The organism is Microbacterium sp. Bi98 (genome assembly GCF_918698045.1).
Lineage (GTDB): Bacteria > Actinomycetota > Actinomycetes > Actinomycetales > Microbacteriaceae > Microbacterium.
This window is the reverse complement of sequence record NZ_CAKKLK010000006.1, coordinates 49,198-69,945: the sequence shown is the minus strand read 5'-3', so window position 1 is coordinate 69,945 and position 20,748 is coordinate 49,198. Positions and strand designations below refer to the sequence as shown.

Below are 20,748 nucleotides of genomic sequence, written 5' to 3'. Positions count from 1 at the left end.
ATGGTACTCCGTGCCGGGGACGACTACCCTGATCACATGACGGACATCTTCGACGTGATCGCAGACGGTACGAGGCGAGACATTCTCCAGCTTCTCCTGCGACGCACCGCCGAAGGGGATGCCGGAACGAGCGTGAGCCAGATCGTCGCCGACCTCGGCATCAGCCAGCCGACCGTCTCGAAGCATCTGAAGGTCCTGCGCGAGGCCGAGCTGGTCAGCGTCCGCGAAGACGGGCAGCGTCGTTTCTACAGCTTGGCCGTCGAGCCGCTCGAGGCCGTCGACGACTGGCTCGTGCCCTTCCTCATGGATGCCTACGGCGACGACGCACCCGACATCGACTACCCCGGACTGCCGCTGCCCGACGGAGCCGCACACGCGGCCGAGGTCGTCGGCCGTGCCGCGGCATCGGCCAAGCACGTGGTCGCGACGGCTCTCAAGCGCCTCGGCGGCTGATCGCGGCCGGAGACACACATCGCCCCTGACGATCGGGGGGCGTGTCGTCAGGGGCGAGGCCGCGGGCCCCAGCCCGCGTGACTCGGATGGTGCCATCGTGAGTCGCGTGGTCAGCCTCGCAGGGCAGTCTGAGCGGTTCCGGCATACGTCCTATGTCTCCGCTGTGACCTCGCCCGTTCCGCGGGCCATGCGCGGATTCGGGACCTTTCCCGTGCGCGCCTTCGCGACCGTCGGGGATGCACACTGATCACACAGGCCACATGGGTTTACACGTGTCCCACCTTGCCCATAGAGTGTGCACACAATCCAGAAAGGGGTACGTGGGATGCCCGAGGTTCCAGATGTCCGGTTCCTTACGGTGGCCGAGGTCGCCGAACTCATGCGTGTGTCGAAGATGACGGTCTATCGGATGGTGCACGCTGGGGAGCTGCCAGCCATCCGCTTCGGTCGCAGTTTCCGTGTTCCGGAATCCGCGGTCGCCGAAGCCCTGCAGCGACCGATAGCCGACGTCGGCTGACGTCCTCGGCGTCGTCTCGTGAGCGCGTGCAGCGGAAGCTCCACGGTTTGCTAGACTGATCCGAGGCATTTTTCCGTGCCCGTACCCGGGTGTCCGTCACCGACGACACCCAGCCACTGACTTAGTGAGGTTTCCGTGGGTTCTGTCATCAAGAAGCGCCGCAAGCGCATGGCGAAGAAGAAGCACCGCAAGCTGCTTCGTAAGACTCGCCACCAGCGTCGCAACAAGAAGTAAGCGACCAGACACGAGCGCCTGTCTCCGGACGGGCGCTTTGTGTCTCTGCCCCCGGTTTCCCACTCGTCGCAGGAGCATGCCATGAAGTCGATCACCGTCACCGAACTCGCCGAGCGGTCGAACACCCCGCTCATCGATGTCCGAGAGGTGGATGAGTTCGCCGCCGGTCACGTACCCGGGGCAGTCAACATCCCGATGTCCGAGATCGGCAACCGGCTCGAAGAGCTGCCCGCAGAGTCGTTCGACGTCATCTGCCAAGCGGGTGGGCGGTCGGCGCGCGTCGTCGAAGCGCTCGAGTCCCGCGGATACGACGCCACCAACGTCGAGGGCGGAACGGGCGAGTGGATCGCGCAGGGCCGCGATATCGAGGTGCCGTCGGCGTGACCACGCTGACCCTCATCGGCAAGCCGGACTGCCATCTCTGCGATGTCGCGTCCGAGATCATCGACGCCGTCGTCGCCGACCTGCCTGACGCGGCAGCCGAGCGCATCGAGATCGTGGAGGCCTCGATCGCCGACGATCCTGTGCTCTACGAGCTGTGGTGGGAGAAGATCCCCGTCGTCCTGATCGACGGCGACCTGCACGCGCACTGGCGTCTGTCCGCCGACCGACTGCGCGACGCGCTCGAATCAGCCGTGCAGCAGGACGCACTCGAGAAGGAAGCCCGATGATCCGTCACGTCGTCACCTGGAAGCTCGCAGCCGACGATGCGGCGACACGCGCCGAGCAGGCCGCCGAGGTCGCCCGTCGTCTGAACGCTCTCGACGGCGTCGTGCCGCAGCTGCGCTCGATCACCGCGGGCGCGAACGTCGCCTATCCCGACGCGAACTGGGACGTCACCCTCGTCGCGGACGTCGATTCGATCGCTGCTCTCGAGGAGTACCAGGTGCACCCGGCGCACGAAGAGGTCGTGGCGTATGTGCGCTCGGTCGTCGCCTCCCGTGTGGCCGTCGACTTCGAACTCTGAACCTCTGAACCTCTGATCGGCGGTTCTCGGTGTGATGAGCGCAGGGGGAATCGCAGGCGAGACCACCTGGCGTGACATCACGATCGCCTGGGCATCGCCCTCGCAGCCGCACGGTGTCACTGAAGCCGATGCCGCAGCGATGGGTCAGCGGGAACGCCTCCGCGAGCTGAGCGGCAGCCGTGCCCAGGCGTTCCTCGCCGGCAGGGCACTGATGCGCGCCCTCGTACGCAGGATCACCGGAACGCACGACGTGGTCATCTCGAGCCGCTGTGCCAGGTGCGGGGCGGACCATGGTCGGCCGCGCGCCGACGGCGTCTTGCTCAGCGTGAGTCATGCGGAGGGTCTCGTCGTCGTCGCAGTGGCTCCGGCAGCGGTGGGGACCGCGGCGTCGCTCGGCGTCGATGTCGAGCAGGCATCTGCGGCCGGCCGTGTCGACGAGCTGCGAACGATGTTCCCTGACGGCGCAGCCCCGGATCTCGCGGGGTGGACGCGCATCGAGGCGGCGGTCAAGGCGGATGGTCGCGGATTCGAGACAGAGCCGTCAGAGGTGCTCCTCCGACCGCGCGCGAACACGGATCCCTGCGTGTGGTCGGCAGCGCTTCCGGGTCGTGCCGCCACGATCGACGTCACGACGCTGGTCGGCCCACCGGGGTACGTGCTGAGCGTCGCTCGGGGGTGATCCCGCTCGGTCTCAGGACCGGGATGCAGGAAGCGCGGGCAGCGGGAATTCGTCGATCCAGGTCCGCACCAGGGTGCGCGCCCGGTCGTCGGCCACCTCGCCGACGAGGCCGAGGAAGTCGTCGCTGGTGACAGCGAGTCGCGCGAACCGCGCGGTCCACTCCCGCGTCAGAGCGAAGAACCGCTCATCGCCGATCGTGAGTCGCAGGGCATGCAGGGTGAGGGCGCCGCGCTTGTAGACGCGATCGTCGAACATGTCGTTCGGACCGGGATCCGAGAGCAGCAGATCCTGGGCGAGGCCGCGGAGGGCGGCGTGATGGGCCAGAGCGTTCTCGTGGGCGGTCGACGCGCCGGACGCTTCCGACCACAGCCACTCGGCGTAGCAGGCGAATCCCTCGTTCAGCCAGATGTCCCGCCAGCGGGCGACGCCGACGCTGTTGCCGAACCACTGGTGCGCGAGCTCATGCGCGATCAGGCGCTCGCTGCCCCCGGCTCCGTCCACGTGATTCGCACCGAAGATCGCCATGCCCTGCGCTTCGAGGGGGATCTCGAGATCGTCGGGTGTGATGACGACTTTGTAGGACTCGTAGGGATACGTGCCGAAGGCTTCGACGAACGTCTCCATCATGTGCGGCAGCGGGGCGAAGTCGGAGCGCACGCGACCCGCGAGAGCCCGCGGGTGGAACAGACGCCCGGGAGTCGTACCGAGAGCGACCCTGTCATCGTCGTACTGGCCGATCTGCACGGTCATCAGGTATGTCGCGGTCGGCACCGGCTGCTCGAAGATCCATCGGGTGCGACCGCGCTGCGTCGATCGCGTGGCTGCGCCGCCGCTGACCACGGTGTACTCGGGATCGGCCGTGAACTCCAACCGATACGTCGCCTTGTCCGAGGGCAGGTCGTTGCAGGGGAACCAGGTCGGCGCGCCGGTCGGCTGCGACGCGACGAGCACGCCGTCTTCGAGTTCTTCCCACCCGAGGAGTCCCCATCGAGTGCGCCGGGGCGACGGAGAACCGGAGTACTCGACCGCGACCGTGAGCTCCTGACCGCTCGCCCGCTCGCCCCCGAAGACCACTTTGAGTCGCCGGTCGTCCTGTCTGAACGAGGCGGCGCGATCACCGACCACCCGCACCTTCGTGACTTTGAGCCCGACGAGGTCGAACGAGACGTGCTTCGCCGATTCCTGCATCTGCAGTCGGATCGTCGCCGTGCCCGCGATGCGGTTCGTGGTCACGCGATAGTCGATGGCCAGGTCGTAGTGCAGCACCCCGTAGCGCCGATCGCCGCTGTGCGGGGTGTAGGGGTCGACGGTCATGCGTTCGAGGCCTGGTAGGAGCGCACTTTGACGGCACGCCACGGTCCGATGGGGTTGCCGCTCCATCGACTGCCGATCGGCACGAACTCGCCCCGCATCACGAGTGAGGCGGGCCCGACCGTGGCATCCGATCCGATCGTGGCCGCGGGCAGGATCACGCTGTGCGGACCGAGGGTCGCACCGCTCTCGAGGGTCACTGCGTCGATGCTCATCACTCGATCATGGAACAGATGCGTCTGAACCACACATCCGCGGTTCACGGTCGCACCGTCCCCGAGGGTGACCAGGTCGGGCTCGGGCAGCCAGTAGCTGTCGGTCCAGACGCCTCGGCCGATCTTCGCGCCGAGGGTGCGCAGCCAGATGGCGAGTGCAGGAGTGCCTGATGCGGCGTTGGCGAACCAGGGTGCGGCCACCATCTCCGTGAAGGTGTCCGACACCTCCGTGCGCCACACGAAGCTCGACCAGAGCGGATGCTCGCCGGCACGGATCGGCCCCACGATCAGCCACTTGGCGGCGGTGGTGATCAGAGCGGCGAAGGCGCCTGCGGCGAGCATCACGGCGCTCGAGAGCAGCACAGCCCATGCGAGTCCCCAGGCCTCGACCACCGCGGCGAGCGTGAGCATCACACTCACTCCGATCGCGCAGGTCACGAACACCGGGATGATGCGGCACAGCTCCCACAGAGCCCGCGCGAGGCGGAGTCCCGGGCGCGGGCGATACGTGCGCTCGAGATCGGAGTCGTTCACCACACGGCGCAGTCGCGCGGCGGGCGAGCCCAGCCACGATGAGCCCGCCTTGGCCTTGGGTGGAGCGACGGACAGGACGGCGACGAGGCCGTCGCGAGGCACGTTGTGCCCACCGGCGGCCATGCCGGAGTTGCCGAGGAACGCGCGCTTGCCGATGCGCGCGGTGCCCAGCCGCATCCATCCGCCCTGCAGCTCGTAGGTCGCGACCATGGTGTCGTCGGCGAGGAACGCTCCGTCGGCGATGGTCGTGAGCTTCGGGATGAGCAGCACGGTCGACGCCTCGACGTCGCGCCCGACCTCGGCCCCGAGGGCCCTGAGCCAGAAGGGAGTGGCACTGCTCGAGTACAGCGGGAAGTGGAAGGTACGGGCGGAATCGAGCAGACGCTCGGTCGTCCACGCCTGCCAGGCGATGCGCGAGCGCACCGGGTACACGCCTTCGCCGAGACCGGCTCCGAGCACACGCACGAAGACGAGCACGAGACCGGCGAACACGAATCCGGCGAGCAGCACTGCAGGAACCAGCAGCGCCAGGATGCTCGGGACGGCCGCTATCAGGGAGTCGGACCCGCGCATGCCCAGCGCGAGCACCCAGGCGCCGGCGGCGAGCGAGAGGACAGGGAGGACGCCGAGCGCGGCGGAGGAGACGGCGTAGGCCCACAACCACCGGGTGCGGCTGGGTGGGCGGCCCTCCGCGAACGGCCGCGACACTCCGCCGACGCGTGCCGCCGGCGATCCTGCCCAGCGCTGCCCGGCGCGGACCCGACCGAACACGGCCGAGCCGGGTGCGATCTCGGCGCCGCGACCGATCTTCGTGCCGGGGGCGAGGGTGCTGCGGGCGCCGATGGTCGCTCCCGCGCCGATGCGGATGCCGCCGATGCGCACGGTGTCGCCATCGATCCAATAGCCGGTGAGGTCGACCTCGGGCTCGATGGAGGCTCCGGAGCCGATGTCGAGCATGCCCGTGATCGGCGGGACGGTGTGCAGATCGACATCTCTGTGGATGCGGGCGCCGAGAGCTCGTGCGTAGTAGACGACCCAGGGAGCACCGGCCAGGCCGACCGGGTCGACCTGCTGGGCGATCTGCTCCGCGAGCCACAGACGCAGATGCACTCCGCCGCCGCGCGGATAGTCGCCAGGGCGGAGTCCGGCGAGCAGCAGACGCGCGGCGACGGCGGCGATCGTCATCTTCCCCACCGGGGTGACGAAGATCAGCAGGCCGACGATGATCGTCCACACCGGAACAGCGGGCAGGAATTCGAATCCGGGGGCCAGCCGCAGGAGCCAGCTCGCGGCGAGCAGGTACAGCAGCCAGCGGATGCCGGTGAACACGAACAGCGGGAGACCCGCGATCGTCTGCACCCACTGCATCCGTCGGGGGGTCGGGACGGGCTGGCTGAAGACGCGTTCCTCGGCGTCCTCGTCATCGGCCTCATCGTCGACGGCATCCGACATCTGGCGCAGCCGCGGCAGATCGTAGACGTCGGTCATCGTGAACTCCGGCGCCCGGCTGCGCAGGCGGGAGACCAGCTGGGCGGCCGCGAGCGACCCGCCGCCGAGCTGGAAGAAGTCGGCGTCCTCGTCGCCCGGGCGCACGCCGAGCACGGCGAACCACTGCTCGGCGAGCCACGCCGCCGTGCCGGACAGGGACGAGTCGTTCGCGTCGCCGGAATCGAGCGGCCAGGGGAGAGCCGCCTTGTCGACCTTCCCGGACGTGCGGACGGGCAGGTCGTCGACGATGGCGAGCAGGGGGATCAGCGGAGCGGGAAGCGTCTCCGAGAGCTCACCACGCGCCACCTGCCGGTCGAACCCCTCGTCGGGCACGACATAGCCGACGAGGATCGGCATGCCCGTCTCGGTCTTCTGCACCACCACGGTCGCCGCCGAGACGGAGCTCAGCGCCTGCAGCGCCGCCTCTACCTCGCCGAGCTCGATGCGGCGGCCGCCGATCTTGACCTGGTCATCGGCGCGACCCTGGAAGATCAGTCCCTCGGACTCGACCCGCACGACGTCGCCGGAGCGGTAGGCCCGGTCCCAGCCGAGAGCGGGCATGGGCGCGTACTTCTCGGCATCCTTCGCAGGGTCGAGGTACCGGGCGAGACCGACTCCGCCGATGATCAGCTCGCCGGTCTCGCCCTCGGCGACGCGCTGTCCGTCAGCATCGACCACGGCGAGTGACCACCCGTCGAGCGGGAGGCCGATGCGCACGGGACCCGTACCGTCCATCAGCGAGGCGCAGGCCACGACCGTGGCCTCGGTCGGGCCGTAGGTGTTCCACACCTCACGTCCGTCCGATGCCAATCGGGCGACGAGCTCGGGCGGGCAGGCCTCCCCGCCGAAGATCAGCAGGCGCACGTTCTCGATCGCGTCCTGCGGCCAGAGGGCGGCGAGCGTCGGCACCGTCGAGACGACGGTGATGCCGTGGCCGAGCAGCCAGGGCCCCAGGTCTTCGCCCGAGCGCACGAGAGCTCGCGGTGCGGGCACCAGGCAGGCGCCGTGGCCCCACGCGAGCCACATCTCCTCACAGGACGCGTCGAAGGCGACCGAGAGGCCTGCGAGCACGCGATCACCGGGACTCAGCGGTGCGGCCTGGAGGAACAGACGTGCCTCGGCGTCGACGAAGGCCGCGGCCGAACGGTGCGAGACCGCGACGCCCTTGGGCACGCCGGTCGACCCGGAGGTGAAGATGATCCAGGCATCGTCGTCGACCGTCGGCGGCGCGACGATCGGGATCGCGGAGGTGCGCGGATGAGGTGACTCGCCGCCGAGGAGATCGACCGCCTCGGTCGCTCCGGCCGGCATGTAGCCGGCGTCGGTGATCGTGCCCGCGATGCGGGCCTCGTGGAACACGAGATCGGCACGCTCCTGCGGGTCGTCGGCATCGACGGGGACATAGGCGGCGCCCGCCGCGATGGTGCCGAGGATCGCGATGTACAGCTCGCGGTGTCCGGACGACATGCGGATGCCGACGCGGTCGCCGCGGCGCACGCCTCTCTCGTGCAGCAGGGCCGCCGTACGCCAGACGTGCGCGAGCAACTCGGCGTAGCTGAGCGCCCCGTCCGCGTCCTCGATGGCCGAGGCGTCGGGATATCGCCGGGTCGTCTCCTGAAGGATGTCGATCAGCGTGCGGGGAGGAGGCGCGTCGGCGCCCCGGTCGAGCGCCTCCTGCACGTCAGCGCGCAAGGAGGTCGAGCAGAGCGGCCTTCGTCAGGCGCGAGTATCCGGTGCGGCCCTCGGCGCGGGCGCGGGCGCGCAGCTGGACCAGGGTCAGCGCGCTGAGCTCCGGTGCCGCTGCAGAGGTCTCTGTTGGTACCGGTGCCGGTGCCGGTGCTGGTGCTGGTGCCAGTGCGGGTGCCGACGTCGGGGTCGTGATCGTGACCGTCGGCTCGACGGTCGGAGCCGCGACCACGGCCTTCTTGGCCACGGCCTTCTTCGCCACGGCCTTCTGGGGGGCCTTCTTCGGGGCCGGCTGCTTCGCATCCGGCGTCGGCTCGACGGCGGACTTCTTGGGGGCCTTCTTCTGATCCTTCTTCGCGGCGGACTTCCTGTCCGACGCCTTCTTCTCGGCCTCCAGACGTGCGGTGGCCTGGGTGAGGCGCGCGGTCGCCGCGGTCGCCGACTTCGCGACCTTCTTGGGCCGGTCCGCGACCTTCTTCTTCGAGACTTTCGCCGCGTCCTTCGCGTCCTCGACGAGAGGCTTCAGCTTCTTGGCGTCCTTCTTGGGCAGGGACTTGATCAGCTTCTTCGCGTCCTTCGCCGCATCCTTCGCCGCGTCGAGAGCGGCTTCGGCGGTGCGCTGTGCTGAGGTCTTCTTTGCCATGATCGGGTCTCCTCTGAGTCCGGAGCGTGTCGGCTCGGGGTGTCGGCACAGAGGATACTCAGGCAAGGTGAACAATCGGTGCCGCATCGTGCGTAACACGCCCGTCATATTCGGTCACACTTGCAACACAAATGTGATCCGCAGAAGGCGGCCGACGGCGGGTTCGGCCCGGTGGTGCATGTTTAGATGTTCTCCTACCCGTCCGTGGGGAACCACACCCTCGTCCTTCAGGAGCTGACATGCAGCGTCGCAACATCATCGCCGGGATCGCGCTCGCCGCGACCGCCACCCTCGCCCTCGCCGGATGCGCGACCGGCGGCAGTGACGCGGGATCGGGTGAGCCTGCGGCCGGCGACGAGTACGACCTCATCGAGGCGGGAACCCTGACGGTCTGCTCCGACATCCCTTACGCACCGTTCGAGTTCGAGGGCGGCGACAACGGCACGGGTTACACCGGCTTCGACATCGACCTGCTCGACGCGATCGCGAAGGAGCTCGACCTGAAGCTCTCGGTGCAGGACGTCGGATTCGACGCGCTGCAGTCGGGCACCACGCTCGCCGCCGGACAGTGCGACGTCGGCGCCTCGGCCATGACGATCACCGACGAGCGCAAGGCGAACATCGACTTCTCCGAGCCGTACTACGAGTCGCTGCAGTCGCTGCTCGTGCGCACCGACTCGGGCATCGAGTCGATCGACGACCTCTCGGGCAAGAACGTCGGCGTGCAGCAGGGCACCACCGGAGAGGCCTACGCGACCGAGAACGCCGAGGGCGCAGAACTCGTCCAGTACCCCTCCGACGGAGAGCTGTGGCCCGCGATGCAGGCCGGACAGATCGACGCGATCCTTCAGGACCAGCCGGTGAACCTCGAGCACGAGAAGGCCGACAGCGCGTACAAGATCGTCGAGGAGTACGAGACCGGCGAGTCGTACGGCTTCGCATACGCGAAGGGCGAGAAGGACGCTCTGCGCGAGGCGATCGACGGCGCGCTGCAGGATCTCCGCGACAGCGGCGACTACCAGACGATCTACGACACCTACTTCACCGCGAAGTAATCGGCGAGCGACGTAGGACAGGGAGACCTTGACAATGGCGTTGAGGCGCACCACGAAAAGCAAGCTGTATCGGTACACCGTCTATGCGGTGCTGATCGCGGTCGCCGTCTGGCTGATCGTCAGCACCGACTGGGCCCGCATCGCGCAGCTGTATTTCAACCCGGAGGTCGCGGCGAAGATGCTTCCGGGCATCATCACCACGGCGCTCGTGAACACTCTGTGGTTCACGGCCGTCGCGTTCGCCGGCGGTCTGCTGCTCGGCGTCGTGCTCGCGCTGCTGAAGCTGTCGTCCATCGGACCCTTCCGATGGATCGCGACGGCGTGGATCGAGCTCTTCCGCGGGCTTCCCGCGATCCTCACGATCTTCGCCATCGCGTTCATCCTGCCGATCGGACTCGGCGTGCCGGGCACGAAGCTCGGCGGACCGGTCGTGCTCGGCCTGATCGGTCTGATCCTGGTCGCATCGGCGTACATGGCCGAGACGATCCGCGCCGGCATCCAGGCCGTTCCGAAGGGGCAGACCGAGGCAGCACGTTCGCTCGGCATGTCGCCCATGAAGACGACGTTCTGGATCGTGGTCCCGCAGGGGTTCCGCATCATCATCCCGCCGCTGACCAACGAGTTCGTCCTGCTGCTGAAGGACACGTCGCTGCTCTTCGTGGCAGGTTCCTTCATCTGGTCGAAGGAGCTGACGAACTTCGCGCGTGACGCGAGCACGCAGAACGCGAACGGAACGCCGCTCATCATGGCGGCGGCCCTCTACCTGATCGTCACGATCCCCCTCACGCGCTTCAGCGCGTACCTGGAACGAAGGATGTCGAGGCAGCGATGATCACCGATCTGATTGACGTCCACGCCCCCGCGATCGACCTGCAGGGGCTCGTGAAGAGCTTCGGCGACAACGAGGTGCTCAAGGGCATCGACCTCACCGTCACCGCCGGAGAGGTCGTCTGCATCATCGGCCCGTCGGGCTCGGGCAAGTCGACGCTGCTGCGCTCGGTCAACCTGCTCGAGGAGCCGACCGGCGGCAAGGTGCTCATCGAGGGGATCGACATCACTGATCCCGATGTCGACATCGACCGGGTGCGCACCCGCATCGGCATGGTGTTCCAGAGCTTCAACCTCTTCCCCCACCTCGATGTGATGGGCAATCTCATGATCGCGCAGCAGCGCGTGAAGAAGCGGTCCAAGGCTGAGGCTGAGCGGGTCGCGAAGGAGATGCTCGGACGCGTCGGGCTCGCCGAGAAGGCGGACGCCTTTCCCGGACACCTGTCGGGCGGTCAGCAGCAGCGTGTCGCGATCGCGCGGGCGCTGTGCATGAACCCGGACATGATGCTGTTCGACGAGCCGACGTCGGCGCTCGACCCCGAGCTCGTCGGCGAGGTGCTGCAGGTCATGCGCTCGCTCGCGGACGAGGGCATGACGATGCTCGTCGTCACGCACGAGATGGGCTTCGCCCGCGAGGTCGGATCACGTCTGATCTTCATGGACGGCGGCTACATCGTCGAAGAGGGCGACCCGCGCGAGGTGCTCGCGAACCCGCAGCATCCGCGTACGCAGGACTTCCTGGCTCGCGTCCTCTGAGTTCGCGTCTCACCTGTCACGACGAGACCCCCTCCCGCTGAGTCAGCGCGAGGGGGTCTCGTGTGCGGAGAGTGCTGTGCGAGGTCAGGCCTCCACGACCTCGGCATCCGCGGCATTGCGGCGCACGGAGTCGATGCCGTTCAGCGCGGACGATTTCGACGAGTAGCCCTCGCTGATCGCGATCACTTCGCCGTTGCCGGACTTGAGGCGGAACCGGTACTCGCCGGACTTGTCGGTGTACAGCTCGAACGTGCCTGCCATGAGGTGTCCTTTCTCGACGGTGAGGAGGGCACGAGGCCCTCGAGCATCACGGTATCTCGGAGTACTGCGCCAGCGATAGGGCTCGGTCAGCCGCGCGGATGCACGGCGACGGGCTCGGGAGCGACGGCGATCCGCACGCGATCGCCGAAGGCCGGGTGGATGCCCGGAGCGTGCTGGAGGCGCACCAGCTCGCCGGATTCGGTGCGCACGAGCGTGCGGCGCATGCTGCCGAGGAACGTGCTCTCCTGCACCAGCGCATCGGTCGCGGCATCGGCCTCGGATGCGAAGTGCACGTTCTCCGGGCGCAGATACACGTCGACGGGCCCGTCGGCCGGCGACTGCAGGGGAAGCTTCTGACCCCACACGACCACGTGATCACCCTCGGCGACACCCGAGACGACGCTCGAGAGCCCGACGAAGGCGGCGACGCCCGCCGTGGACGGCGTCGTGTAGAGCTGCTCCGGGGTTCCGATCTGCTCGATGGTGCCGGCGTTCATCACGGCGATCCGGTCGGAGACCGCGAGGGCCTCCTCCTGGTCGTGCGTGACGAACACGGTGGTGATGCCGAGCCGCAGCTGGATGCGCCGGATCTCATCGCGCAGCTGCACCCGCACCTTCGCATCGAGGGCAGAGAGCGGCTCGTCGAGAAGCAGGACCTTCGGCTCGGTGACCAGAGCGCGGGCGAGCGCGACGCGCTGCTGCTGACCTCCGGAGAGCTGATGCGGGTAGCGATCGGCGAAGTCCGAGAGCCCCACGAGCGCGAGGGCATCGAGGGCGCGCGTTGCCGCCTCGGCCTTGCCGACGCCGCGGCGACGCAGCCCGAACGCCGTGTTCTCCGCGACCCGCAGGTGCGGGAACAGGGAGTACGACTGGAACACCATGCCGATGTCCCGCTTGTTCGTGGGCACCCGCGAGACATCGTTGCCGCCGAGCAGCACCGCACCGCTGTCGAGCCCCTCGAGTCCGGCGAGCACGCGAAGCAGCGTCGTCTTGCCGCAGCCGGAGGGGCCGAGCAGCGAGACGAACTCACCGGGGGCGATGTCGAGATCGACGCCGTGCAGCACCGTGTTGCCCGAGTAGCTCTTCACGATGCCCTGCAGCTGCACGCGTGTGCCCTCTCCGGCTTCGGCGAGCAGCATGTTGTCGGCGGTCTGGGGGAGGGTCATGAGCGGGCCTTTCCGGTGCCGCGGGCGACGCGGCCGATGAGAAGCAGAAGCAGGAAGACGAACAGCAGCGCCAGCAGGGTGAAGATCGCCGGAGCGTACGGGTCCTGCTTCTGCACGACGACCATGGCCGTCTGGAACACCTGGCGGTTGAGGAGCGAGGCGATCGTGAACTCGCCGAGCACGACGGCGATCGAGATGAGAGACGCCGCGAGGAGTCCCTGACGCAGGTTGGGAGCGAGCACCTTCAGCACGACGGTAGGCCAGCCGGCGCCGAGGGATCGGGCGGCTTCGGCGAGCGTGCGCAGGTCGGCGGCGTCGATGGAGGCCTGGATCGAGCGGTACGCGAACGGCAGCACGGTGATGCCGTAGGCGAAGGCCAGCGTCCACGTGCCGGTGCCGAGGGTGCGTCCGATCTGCAGATAGATCGGTGCGAGACCCACGACCAGCACGATCGCGGGGATCGAGATCGGCAGCAGCACGGCGAACTCGAAGACGGGTGTGAGCTTCGCGAAGCGCAGGTTCACCAGGATCATGGTCGGTGCGAGCAGCAGGAGCACGATCGCGACGGTCACGACCGCGAGGACCAGGGAGTTGCCCAGGCCCATCCAGATCGGCCTGATCGCCGCCGACTTCGCGGGATCGAAGAGCGCGGCCCACCGCTCGAGGCCGAGACTGCCGTCGGTCTGGCGCAGCGTGTAGAGCAGGGTCGAGACGAGCGGGATCGCGAAGAATGCGCCGACGACCACGCCGATGATCCAGCGGGTCGCGAGTGACGGGCCGAGGCGGTTCATGACTGCCACCTCGCTGCCCGACGCTGGATGAGCGAGTACAGGGCCATCACGACTCCCACGATGACGATCATGCCGAGCGCGAGCGCGCCGGCGAGATTCTCACGGCCGAGAAGGGTCTCGCTCGTGAGGGCGGCGCGGATCTGCAGCGGCACGATCTGCGAACCCTGACTGGCGAGGGCGGCGGCGGTGGCGTACGACGAGAAGGCGTTCGCGAAGAGCAGCAGGAGGCTCGCGAGGAACGAGGGTGCGAGCACGGGGACGCCGATGCGCAGCCAGAAGCTCGCGCGCGTGCCGCCGAGCGTGAGGTTCGCCTCGGCCCACTGCGGCTTGAGGGCTGCGAGGGCGGGCATGAAGGTGATCACCATGAGCGGGATCTGGAAGTAGATGTACGGGAGGATCAGCCCGGGAAGCTCGTAGAGCCACGTGCCGTTCGCGAAGATGTCGATACCGAGGTCGTTCTTGAGGAAGAGGGTGACGACCCCCTGGATGCCGATCGTGGCGATGAAGGCGAAGGCGAGCATCACGCCGCCGAACTGGGCGAGGACGCCGGCCGCAGCATCCACGGTCGAGCGCACGGCGCCGTCCGGGTTCATGCCGAGCAGGGCATAGCAGACCAGAGCACCCGCGATCGCGCCGACGACGGCGGTCAGCAGCGACAGGCCGGCGGAGTTGGCGAACGTGGTGAGGACGACGAGGTCTGCCAGGGCCGACAGGTTCGACCAGGTGAACGACCCGTCCTTCGTGAAGAAGCCGGAGCCGATCGCGAGGAAGGTCGGAACGGCGAGGAAGAGCACGACGTAAGCGGCGAAGGGCACGAGACCGAGCCAGGCGACGGACGGCGCGGAGCGCTGGGCCCGCGACGAGGTCGCAGGCCCAGCGCTGTGCGCTGCGGGGGAGACGGGGGCGGATGCCGTGGCATCCGCCCCCGCTGCGGTGGCAGTCGTCACTGGACCGCCGCGGCCCACTTCTCGCCGAGCAGCGTGCCGGCGTTCGTCGACTGCTCCTCGGTCGGGACGACCGTCTCGCTGGGGACCTCGGGAAGAGCAGCAGCCAGGTCGGCGTCGATGGTGCCGGCCTCGGTCATGGCCTCCATGCGGGCCGGGCGTGCGCCGCCCTTGAGCCACAGGTTCTGCACCTCGTCGCTGTAGAGGAACTCCTGCCACAGGCGTGCGGCGGCCGGGTTCGGAGCATCCTTGTTGATCGCCTGGTTGTAGTAGCCCGCGTAGCCGGTGCCGTCGAGGACGACGACCTTCCAGTCCTTGTTGTCGGTGGCGTGCGCCGCGTTCAGGTAGTCCCAGTCGAAGACGACAGGGGTCTCGCCGCTGGCCACGGTCGCGGTGGTCACGTCGACCTTGAGCAGGTTGCCGGCCTTCTGAAGGTCGGAGAAGAAGTCGATGCCGGGCTGGAAGTCGTCGAGGGTGCCGTCGGACTGCACGGTCGCGAGGCCCACGGCGGCGAAGGCCGCGCCGGCCTGCGTCGGGTCTCCGTTGATGGCGACGGCGCCCTTGTAGGCGGCATCCTTCAGATCGTCGAGCGACTCGGGAGCGTCGAACTTCGAGGAGTCGTAGCCGATCGACATGTATCCGCCGTAGTCGCCGACGAAGAGGCCGGTCGGCTCCTTGAGAGCGTCGGGGATCTCGTCCCACGTCTGCACCTGGTACGGCGCGAAGACGTCGGTGTTCTGCAATGCGACGGTCAGACCCAGGTCGAACACGTCGGGCGCGGTGTCGAGGCCCTCGTTCGTCTTCGCAGCCTGGATCTCCTCGGCGCTCGACACGTCGGGAGAGGCCTCGTTGATCGTGATCTCGGGGTACTTCTCGGCGAAGAGGTCGAGGATCTCGCCGTAGTTCGCCCAGTCACGCGGAAGCGCGATGACGTTGAGCTGCCCCTCGGCCTTCGCGGCCTCTTCGAGGTCGGAGAAGGAACCGAAGTCCTCGACCGAGGTCGCGGATGCGGCGTCGACAGCGTCGCTGCCTGCGGCCGGGGTCTCCGCGCCGGTGGCGCAGGCGGTGAGACCCAGCGCGGCGGTCGTGAACAGGGCGATGCCGGCGCCGATTCGTGCGCGGCGGTGGAAGTTGGTCATCAGGGTCCTCTCGGTGCCCGGCGCTGTGAGCCGGATTCGGGTTGCGAGAGGACACTATGAGCCGAGGGTTGCCGATGATCGCGGCTCGGGTGAACGACAGGTGTCGAGGGTGTGACGGGTCGGACTGCAGTGGCGTTCGAGGTGCCGCGTGGTCTGACATCCTGGACGGATGGACATCGGCAGTGTGCTCGGGCTCGAACAGCTCACCTGGGGCACGCTGATCCTCGTCGTCGTCGCGGCCTTCGCTGCCGGGTGGATCGATGCGGTGGTGGGCGGCGGCGGTCTGCTGCAGCTCCCCGCCCTGCTGCTGATCCCCGGAATCTCGCCGATCCAGGCTCTCGCGACCAACAAGCTCGCCTCCGTGTTCGGCACGGCCACGAGCAGCGTCACCTACTACCGTCGTGCGAAACCCGATATCCGCACGGCTCTGCCGATGGCCGCGATCGCCCTGGTCGGATCGTTCGGGGGAGCTGCCGTCGCGACCGTTCTGCCTGCCGCCGCCTTCAAGCCGATCATCGTGGTCGCACTGCTCGCCGTCGCGCTCTTCACCGCCTTCCGCCCGCAGATGGGCGCCGCGACGCGGCTGCGCTTCAGCGGGCACAAGCACCACATCATGGCGGGTCTCTCAGGGCTCGTGATCGGCTTCTACGACGGTCTGATCGGGCCGGGCACCGGCACGTTCCTGGTGATCTCGCTCGTCGCGCTGCTCGGCTACGACTTCCTGCAGGCGAGCGCGAAGGCGAAGATCGTCAACCTGGCCACGAACACCGGCGCCCTGCTGCTCTTCATCCCGCACGGCGCCGTGCTGTGGCTGCTCGGCGGCATCCTCGCGGTCGCGAACGTCGCAGGCAGCTACCTCGGATCCCGCATGGCCATCTCGCGCGGCACGACCTTCATCCGCGTCGTGTTCCTCGTCGTGGTGGTCGCCCTCATCGCCAAGCTCGGCGTCGACGTGTGGAACGAGAACATCGTTCCGGCGCTCGCGCAGCTGCACTGAGCATCCGCCCTGGCGCACCTCCGCCCCCGCCTGCGCTCCGGCATCCGCTCGCGCTCCGGCATCCGCTCGCCGTCCGCGCGGTGTTCTGCGCGTGTCACGGCCGGATTCGGCGAGTCCGGCCGATCCTGACGCATTCGGCCGAGCGGGGGATGCGCGGTGCATGCGTCCGGGATCCGGCCTGGCGCATACGCAGAGACCCCGCTCCGCTGAGCGGAACGGGGTCTCGGTGCGACGGGCGATGCGGCGTCAGGCCTCGTCGTCCTCGGGCTCGAAGTCGACGCCGGCCTCGGCGCGCTGCTCGGCCGTGATCGGTGCCGGAGCGGCTGTCAGCGGGTCGAACCCGTTGCCCGACTTCGGGAAGGCGATGACGTCGCGGATCGACTCGGTCTTCGACAGGTGCTGCAGCACGCGGTCCATGCCGAGGGCGATTCCACCGTGCGGCGGGGCGCCGAACTTGAAAGCGTCCAGCAGGAAGCCGAACTGCTCCTGCGCGACCTCGTCGCTGATGCCCATGACCTCGAACACGCGCTTCTGCACGTCTTCGCGGTGGATGCGGATCGATCCGCCCCCGAGCTCGGAGCCGTTGCACACGATGTCGTATGCATAGGCGAGAGCCGAACCGGGGTCGGTGTCGAACGTGTCCTGGAACTCGGGCTTCGGCCCCGTGAACGCGTGGTGCACGGCCGTCCAGGCTCCGGCGCCGACGGCGACGTCACCCGACGCCACGGCATCCGCTGCCGGCTCGAACATCGGAGCGTCGACGACCCACGTGAACGCGAACTCGTCGGGGTTCAGGAAGCCGAGACGACGTCCGATCTCGACGCGGGCGGCGCCGAGCAGTGCACGGCTCTCCTTCGTCGATCCGGCGGCGAAGAACACGCAGTCACCCGCGGATGCGCCGACGAACTCGGCGAGGCCCGCCTGCTCCGCCTCGGACAGGTTCTTGGCGGCGGGGCCGCCGAGCGAGCCGTCCTCGTTGAAGAGGACGTACGCGAGGCCACGCGCACCGCGCTGCTTGGCCCAGTCCTGCCACGCGTCGAGCTGCTTGCGGGGCTGGCTCGCACCGCCGGGCATGACGACCGCGCCGACGTACTCGGCCTGGAACACCCGGAACGGGGTCTCGGCGAAGTACTCGGTCGCCTCGACCAGCTCGAGTCCGAAGCGCAGGTCGGGCTTGTCGGAGCCGTACTTGGCCATCGCCTCGGCGTAGGTCATGCGGGGCAGCGGGGTCTGTACGTCGACGCCGATGGTCTTCCACATCGCGACGATGAGCGACTCCATCAGCGTGATGACGTCTTCCTGGTCGACGAAGCTCATCTCGATGTCGAGCTGCGTGAACTCCGGCTGGCGGTCGGCGCGGAAGTCCTCGTCGCGGTAGCAGCGGGCGATCTGGTAGTACTTCTCGACGCCGCCGACCATGAGCAGCTGCTTGAACAGCTGCGGCGACTGCGGCAGGGCGTACCAGCTGCCCGGGTGCAGACGGGCGGGCACGACGAAGTCGCGGGCGCCCTCGGGCGTCGAGCGCGTGAGGGTCGGCGTCTCGACCTCGGTGAAGTCCTCGCCGTGCAGCACATCGCGGACGGCCTTGTAGACGTTCGAGCGCAGACGCAGAGCGGATGCCGCGGCGGGGCGACGCAGGTCGAGATAGCGGTACTTGAGGCGCGCCTCCTCGCCGACCGTCTCGGTGTCGGCGACGGCGGTCGACACCTGGAACGGCAGCGGAGCGGACTCGTTCAGCACCTCGACGTCGGTCGCGATGAGCTCGATCTCGCCGGTGGGCAGGTTGGGGTTGGCGTTGCCCTCGGGGCGACGCGAGACCTCGCCGGTGACCTTGAGGACGAACTCGTTGCGCAGCGGGTGCGCGATCTCCTCATCGCGGATGACGACCTGCGCGATGCCGGACGCATCCCGAAGATCGATGAACGCGACTCCTCCGTGATCACGACGGCGATCGACCCAACCCGAGAGGGTGACGGTCTGACCGATATGCTCGGCTCGCAGTGAGCCTGCCGAGTGGGTGCGAAGCACGGAGGATTCCTCCTGATCTGGGAAATGATGAACCCGCCCATTCTACGTGGGCGGGTGTCGCCTCCTCTGCCCGCGGCATATCGGTCAGTAGGATCGCCACGACAGAAAGGGTCACCATGGACTCCAACGGCATCTCCGACCTGTACGCGTCGATCTTCTCCGGCACGACCGGACTCATCGTGCTCGTCTTCTACGTCCTCGTCGCGGTCGGTCTGTGGAAGGTGTTCACCAAGGCGGGGTACCCCGGCATCCTCGCCGTCATCCCGATCGTGAACGTGGTGTTCCTCGTGAAGATCGCCGGGATGTCCGGCTGGCTCGCACTGCTCTATCTCATCCCCATCGTCGGCTTCGTCTTCGGGATCATCGTGGCGGTGCGACTCGGCGAGCGGTTCGGCAAGGGAGGGCTCTTCTCCTTCTTCCTGCTCTTCGTCTTCCCCTATATCGGGTATCTCATCCTCGGCTTCGGCGACTCCCGCTACAGCAGGGCGTGACGTGGTGGCATCGCGACTGCACCTCGTCCGCCACGGCGAGGTGCACAACCCCAGGCGCGTGCTCTACGGTCGGCTCCCCGACTATCACCTGAGCAGGGCGGGACGGAAGATGGCGCGAGCCGCCGCCGATCACATCGCCGGGCTCGATCGTCCGGTCCGGGGGCTCTACTCCTCTCCGCTCGAGCGGGCGCAGGAGTCTGCTGAGCCGTTCGCCGAGCGCTTCGGCCTCTCGCCCGAGATCGACATCCGTCTGATCGAGCCGACCAACGTGTTCGAGGGCACGCAGATGCGCCGCTCGCTTCTGAACCCGCTCAAGTGGTGGCACCTGCGGCAGCCGTCGCTGCCCAGCTGGGGTGAGCCCTACGCGTCGATCGCCGAGCGGATGCTGGGCATGATGGCCGAGGCGTGGCGGTCGGTCGACGACGGCGATCTGGTGATGGTGTCCCATCAGGCGCCGATCTGGATCACCCACCTCCGGGTGGCGGGTCTGCCCCTGCAGCACGACCCGCGCACCCGGCGCTGCGCACTGTCGAGCGTCACCTCGTTCGAGCTGGTGGGCGACGTGTGGCGTGAGGTCGATTACGCCGAACCTGCGGCGACCGGCGGTGCGGTGGACGTGGGAGCAGTCTGACCCCTCGCCTCGGTCTCCCTTCCGCTGCGGTCAGTGCGCCATCAGCGACTGGATGACGCCGACCGCCGCCATCTGACCGGCAGCGGACGCGAGCAGCACCGATGCCATGGGTCCGGGAAGCGACGCCCGGTGCGCGAGGTCGCCCGCCGCGAAGACCCCGGGCTGCGATGTGCGCCCCAAGTCGTCGATCTCGATCGAGCCGGAGGGCAGCAGTTCCAGGCCGAGCTGATCGGCGAACGGCGCACGGTGGCGCAGTGAACCGGATGCCACGAACACGCCGACCACGGTGTGCGCGGTCGACGCCGTGGTGATGCGCACATCAGCCGCCTCCGGCGCGACGGCGGCGACCGGTTCCGCGCTGACCCGAACGCCCAGCCCTTCGAGAGTCCGCGTCTCGTCGGCCGCGAACGGCTGCTCGACAGGGAACACCGTGATGTCGCCGACGATGCGCCCGAGCAGCCCGATCAGGTGCTCGGCGCGAGGAGCGGGTCCGAGGATGCCGATCGAGCGACCGGCGTGCTCGTGACCGTCGCAGAACGGGCAGCTGAAGGCCTTCGTGCCCCAGAGGTCCTGAAGTCCGGGGATGTCGGGGAGATCGTCGGCGACGCCGGTCGCGAGGATGACATGTCGGGTCTCGACCGTCTCGCCGTCTGCGAGTCGTACGACGAAGCTGCCCTCTGAGCCGGTCACCGTCTGCGCTCCGACGTCGCGGACATCGATATCGGAGTACTCGGCGAGCTGGGCTCGCGCCGTCGCGCGGAACTCCGCAGGGGGAGTTCCGTCGTTCGCGATGACGTTGTGCATGTGCAGCACGGTGCCGTTGCGGTATTCGCCCGAATCCAGAAGCAGCGTGGGGCGGTGCATCCGCCCGAGGGTCAATGCCGCCTGGAGGCCGGCGGGGCCTGCGCCGATCACGATCGCGTCGTACATGTGG

Annotated in this window: 23 protein-coding genes; 13 read left to right on the top strand and 10 right to left on the bottom strand. The window is 68.3% G+C overall.

Features of this window, described 5'->3' with window-relative positions; genetic code table 11:
• Positions 1-36 precede the first annotated feature (36 nt).
• From LQZ85_RS10930 to LQZ85_RS10900, 7 genes are all read left to right on the top strand, one after another.
• Entirely contained in the window at positions 37-453 is a 417-nt protein-coding gene (locus tag LQZ85_RS10930; protein ID WP_056277731.1) for a metalloregulator ArsR/SmtB family transcription factor, read from the top strand.
• A 325-nt stretch (positions 454-778) separates the two neighbouring features.
• Positions 779-970: a helix-turn-helix domain-containing protein gene (locus tag LQZ85_RS10925; RefSeq protein ID WP_053098849.1), complete on the top strand. Its 192-nt coding sequence runs from the start codon at positions 779-781 to the stop codon at positions 968-970.
• Positions 971-1,105: 135 nt separating this feature from the next.
• Positions 1,106-1,204: an AURKAIP1/COX24 domain-containing protein gene (locus tag LQZ85_RS10920; RefSeq protein ID WP_003792170.1), complete on the top strand. Its 99-nt coding sequence runs from the start codon at positions 1,106-1,108 to the stop codon at positions 1,202-1,204.
• Positions 1,205-1,285: 81 nt separating this feature from the next.
• Positions 1,286-1,588, top strand: coding sequence for a rhodanese-like domain-containing protein (locus LQZ85_RS10915; protein ID WP_053098850.1), 303 nt, complete (start codon positions 1,286-1,288; stop codon positions 1,586-1,588).
• The gene (locus LQZ85_RS10910) at positions 1,585-1,875 is read left to right on the top strand and encodes a glutaredoxin family protein (RefSeq protein ID WP_053098851.1); all 291 of its coding nucleotides are present in this window, start codon (positions 1,585-1,587) and stop codon (positions 1,873-1,875) included. Before LQZ85_RS10915 ends, LQZ85_RS10910 begins: the two co-directional genes overlap by 4 nt.
• Complete coding sequence (locus LQZ85_RS10905) at positions 1,872-2,171, top strand: Dabb family protein (protein WP_053098852.1); 300 nt, start codon at positions 1,872-1,874, stop codon at positions 2,169-2,171. Before LQZ85_RS10910 ends, LQZ85_RS10905 begins: the two co-directional genes overlap by 4 nt.
• A 34-nt stretch (positions 2,172-2,205) precedes the next feature.
• Positions 2,206-2,850 carry a hypothetical protein gene (locus tag LQZ85_RS10900; RefSeq protein ID WP_056277098.1) on the top strand — a complete coding sequence of 215 codons (645 nt, stop codon included), beginning with the start codon at positions 2,206-2,208 and terminating at the stop codon, positions 2,848-2,850.
• Positions 2,851-2,862: 12 nt separating this feature from the next.
• On the opposite strand, the gene LQZ85_RS10895 is transcribed toward LQZ85_RS10900, so the two are convergent.
• From LQZ85_RS10895 to LQZ85_RS10885, 3 genes are read right to left on the bottom strand one after another with little or no spacing between them, the layout of a single operon-like run.
• Positions 2,863-4,164 (bottom strand): M1 family metallopeptidase, encoded by a 1,302-nt coding sequence (locus tag LQZ85_RS10895; RefSeq protein ID WP_056277101.1) that lies wholly within the window; start codon positions 4,162-4,164, stop codon positions 2,863-2,865.
• The gene (locus LQZ85_RS10890; RefSeq protein WP_230100887.1) at positions 4,161-8,090 is read right to left on the bottom strand and encodes a Pls/PosA family non-ribosomal peptide synthetase; all 3,930 of its coding nucleotides are present in this window, start codon (positions 8,088-8,090) and stop codon (positions 4,161-4,163) included. The genes LQZ85_RS10895 and LQZ85_RS10890 overlap by 4 nt, the downstream gene beginning before the upstream one ends.
• Entirely contained in the window at positions 8,080-8,727 is a 648-nt protein-coding gene (locus LQZ85_RS10885; protein WP_056277108.1) for a hypothetical protein, read from the bottom strand. Before LQZ85_RS10885 ends, LQZ85_RS10890 begins: the two co-directional genes overlap by 11 nt.
• 239 nt (positions 8,728-8,966) lie before the next feature.
• Between LQZ85_RS10885 and LQZ85_RS10880 the strand changes: the two genes are divergently transcribed.
• From LQZ85_RS10880 to LQZ85_RS10870, 3 genes are read left to right on the top strand one after another with little or no spacing between them, the layout of a single operon-like run.
• Positions 8,967-9,782, top strand: a complete 816-nt coding sequence (locus LQZ85_RS10880; protein ID WP_053098857.1) for a transporter substrate-binding domain-containing protein — start codon at positions 8,967-8,969, stop codon at positions 9,780-9,782.
• 34 nt (positions 9,783-9,816) lie between these two features.
• Positions 9,817-10,614, top strand: coding sequence for an amino acid ABC transporter permease (locus tag LQZ85_RS10875; RefSeq protein WP_053098858.1), 798 nt, complete (start codon positions 9,817-9,819; stop codon positions 10,612-10,614).
• Complete coding sequence (locus LQZ85_RS10870) at positions 10,611-11,366, top strand: amino acid ABC transporter ATP-binding protein (RefSeq protein ID WP_053098859.1); 756 nt, start codon at positions 10,611-10,613, stop codon at positions 11,364-11,366. Before LQZ85_RS10875 ends, LQZ85_RS10870 begins: the two co-directional genes overlap by 4 nt.
• A gap of 84 nt (positions 11,367-11,450) precedes the next feature.
• Here LQZ85_RS10870 and LQZ85_RS10865 read toward each other — a convergent pair whose 3' ends face one another.
• From LQZ85_RS10865 to LQZ85_RS10845, 5 genes are all read right to left on the bottom strand, one after another.
• A complete protein-coding gene (locus tag LQZ85_RS10865; protein ID WP_072590798.1) occupies positions 11,451-11,627 on the bottom strand; it encodes a YegP family protein in 177 nt (58 codons plus the stop codon).
• Between the two features lie 86 nt (positions 11,628-11,713).
• Complete coding sequence (locus LQZ85_RS10860) at positions 11,714-12,793, bottom strand: ABC transporter ATP-binding protein (protein ID WP_056277111.1); 1,080 nt, start codon at positions 12,791-12,793, stop codon at positions 11,714-11,716.
• Positions 12,790-13,584, bottom strand: a complete 795-nt coding sequence (locus LQZ85_RS10855) for an ABC transporter permease subunit (RefSeq protein ID WP_053098861.1) — start codon at positions 13,582-13,584, stop codon at positions 12,790-12,792. Before LQZ85_RS10855 ends, LQZ85_RS10860 begins: the two co-directional genes overlap by 4 nt.
• On the bottom strand, positions 13,581-14,531 hold the full coding sequence (locus LQZ85_RS10850) for an ABC transporter permease (protein WP_200955155.1): 951 nt from the start codon (positions 14,529-14,531) through the stop codon (positions 13,581-13,583). The genes LQZ85_RS10855 and LQZ85_RS10850 overlap by 4 nt, the downstream gene beginning before the upstream one ends.
• Positions 14,528-15,667: an extracellular solute-binding protein gene (locus tag LQZ85_RS10845; protein WP_053098863.1), complete on the bottom strand. Its 1,140-nt coding sequence runs from the start codon at positions 15,665-15,667 to the stop codon at positions 14,528-14,530. Before LQZ85_RS10845 ends, LQZ85_RS10850 begins: the two co-directional genes overlap by 4 nt.
• Positions 15,668-15,836: 169 nt before the next feature.
• Here LQZ85_RS10845 and LQZ85_RS10840 point away from each other — a divergent pair, with 169 nt between their 5' ends.
• On the top strand, positions 15,837-16,664 hold the full coding sequence (locus tag LQZ85_RS10840) for a TSUP family transporter (RefSeq protein WP_056277117.1): 828 nt from the start codon (positions 15,837-15,839) through the stop codon (positions 16,662-16,664).
• 246 nt (positions 16,665-16,910) lie between these two features.
• Here LQZ85_RS10840 and aspS read toward each other — a convergent pair whose 3' ends face one another.
• Positions 16,911-18,692: an aspartate--tRNA ligase gene (aspS, locus tag LQZ85_RS10835; protein ID WP_053098865.1), complete on the bottom strand. Its 1,782-nt coding sequence runs from the start codon at positions 18,690-18,692 to the stop codon at positions 16,911-16,913.
• 116 nt (positions 18,693-18,808) lie between these two features.
• Between aspS and LQZ85_RS10830 the strand changes: the two genes are divergently transcribed.
• Together LQZ85_RS10830 and LQZ85_RS10825 are read left to right on the top strand one after the other, a co-directional pair.
• Positions 18,809-19,183 carry a DUF5684 domain-containing protein gene (locus LQZ85_RS10830; protein ID WP_053098866.1) on the top strand — a complete coding sequence of 125 codons (375 nt, stop codon included), beginning with the start codon at positions 18,809-18,811 and terminating at the stop codon, positions 19,181-19,183.
• Position 19,184: 1 nt separating this feature from the next.
• Positions 19,185-19,814 (top strand): histidine phosphatase family protein, encoded by a 630-nt coding sequence (locus tag LQZ85_RS10825; protein ID WP_056277120.1) that lies wholly within the window; start codon positions 19,185-19,187, stop codon positions 19,812-19,814.
• A gap of 30 nt (positions 19,815-19,844) precedes the next feature.
• Here the strand turns inward: LQZ85_RS10825 and LQZ85_RS10820 are convergent, their stop codons facing one another.
• Positions 19,845-20,744, bottom strand: a complete 900-nt coding sequence (locus LQZ85_RS10820) for an NAD(P)/FAD-dependent oxidoreductase (RefSeq protein ID WP_056277124.1) — start codon at positions 20,742-20,744, stop codon at positions 19,845-19,847.
• Positions 20,745-20,748 lie beyond the last annotated feature (4 nt).

What these genes read in the sequence shown, in the direction of transcription:
- LQZ85_RS10880 (WP_053098857.1), top strand. Translation starts at nt 8,967, where the DNA reads ATGCAGCGTCGCAACATCATCGCCGGGATCGCGCTCGCCGCGACCGCC.
- LQZ85_RS10840 (WP_056277117.1), top strand. Translation starts at nt 15,837, where the DNA reads ATGGACATCGGCAGTGTGCTCGGGCTCGAACAGCTCACCTGGGGCACG.
- LQZ85_RS10925 (WP_053098849.1), top strand. Translation starts at nt 779, where the DNA reads ATGCCCGAGGTTCCAGATGTCCGGTTCCTTACGGTGGCCGAGGTCGCC.
- LQZ85_RS10915 (WP_053098850.1), top strand. Translation starts at nt 1,286, where the DNA reads ATGAAGTCGATCACCGTCACCGAACTCGCCGAGCGGTCGAACACCCCG.
- LQZ85_RS10855 (WP_053098861.1), bottom strand. Translation starts at nt 13,584, where the DNA reads ATGAACCGCCTCGGCCCGTCACTCGCGACCCGCTGGATCATCGGCGTG.
- LQZ85_RS10830 (WP_053098866.1), top strand. Translation starts at nt 18,809, where the DNA reads ATGGACTCCAACGGCATCTCCGACCTGTACGCGTCGATCTTCTCCGGC.
- LQZ85_RS10875 (WP_053098858.1), top strand. Translation starts at nt 9,817, where the DNA reads ATGGCGTTGAGGCGCACCACGAAAAGCAAGCTGTATCGGTACACCGTC.
- LQZ85_RS10905 (WP_053098852.1), top strand. Translation starts at nt 1,872, where the DNA reads ATGATCCGTCACGTCGTCACCTGGAAGCTCGCAGCCGACGATGCGGCG.
- LQZ85_RS10820 (WP_056277124.1), bottom strand. Translation starts at nt 20,744, where the DNA reads ATGTACGACGCGATCGTGATCGGCGCAGGCCCCGCCGGCCTCCAGGCG.
- LQZ85_RS10895 (WP_056277101.1), bottom strand. Translation starts at nt 4,164, where the DNA reads ATGACCGTCGACCCCTACACCCCGCACAGCGGCGATCGGCGCTACGGG.
- LQZ85_RS10900 (WP_056277098.1), top strand. Translation starts at nt 2,206, where the DNA reads ATGAGCGCAGGGGGAATCGCAGGCGAGACCACCTGGCGTGACATCACG.
- LQZ85_RS10845 (WP_053098863.1), bottom strand. Translation starts at nt 15,667, where the DNA reads ATGACCAACTTCCACCGCCGCGCACGAATCGGCGCCGGCATCGCCCTG.
- LQZ85_RS10860 (WP_056277111.1), bottom strand. Translation starts at nt 12,793, where the DNA reads ATGACCCTCCCCCAGACCGCCGACAACATGCTGCTCGCCGAAGCCGGA.
- LQZ85_RS10870 (WP_053098859.1), top strand. Translation starts at nt 10,611, where the DNA reads ATGATCACCGATCTGATTGACGTCCACGCCCCCGCGATCGACCTGCAG.
- LQZ85_RS10865 (WP_072590798.1), bottom strand. Translation starts at nt 11,627, where the DNA reads ATGGCAGGCACGTTCGAGCTGTACACCGACAAGTCCGGCGAGTACCGG.
- LQZ85_RS10885 (WP_056277108.1), bottom strand. Translation starts at nt 8,727, where the DNA reads ATGGCAAAGAAGACCTCAGCACAGCGCACCGCCGAAGCCGCTCTCGAC.
- LQZ85_RS10930 (WP_056277731.1), top strand. Translation starts at nt 37, where the DNA reads ATGACGGACATCTTCGACGTGATCGCAGACGGTACGAGGCGAGACATT.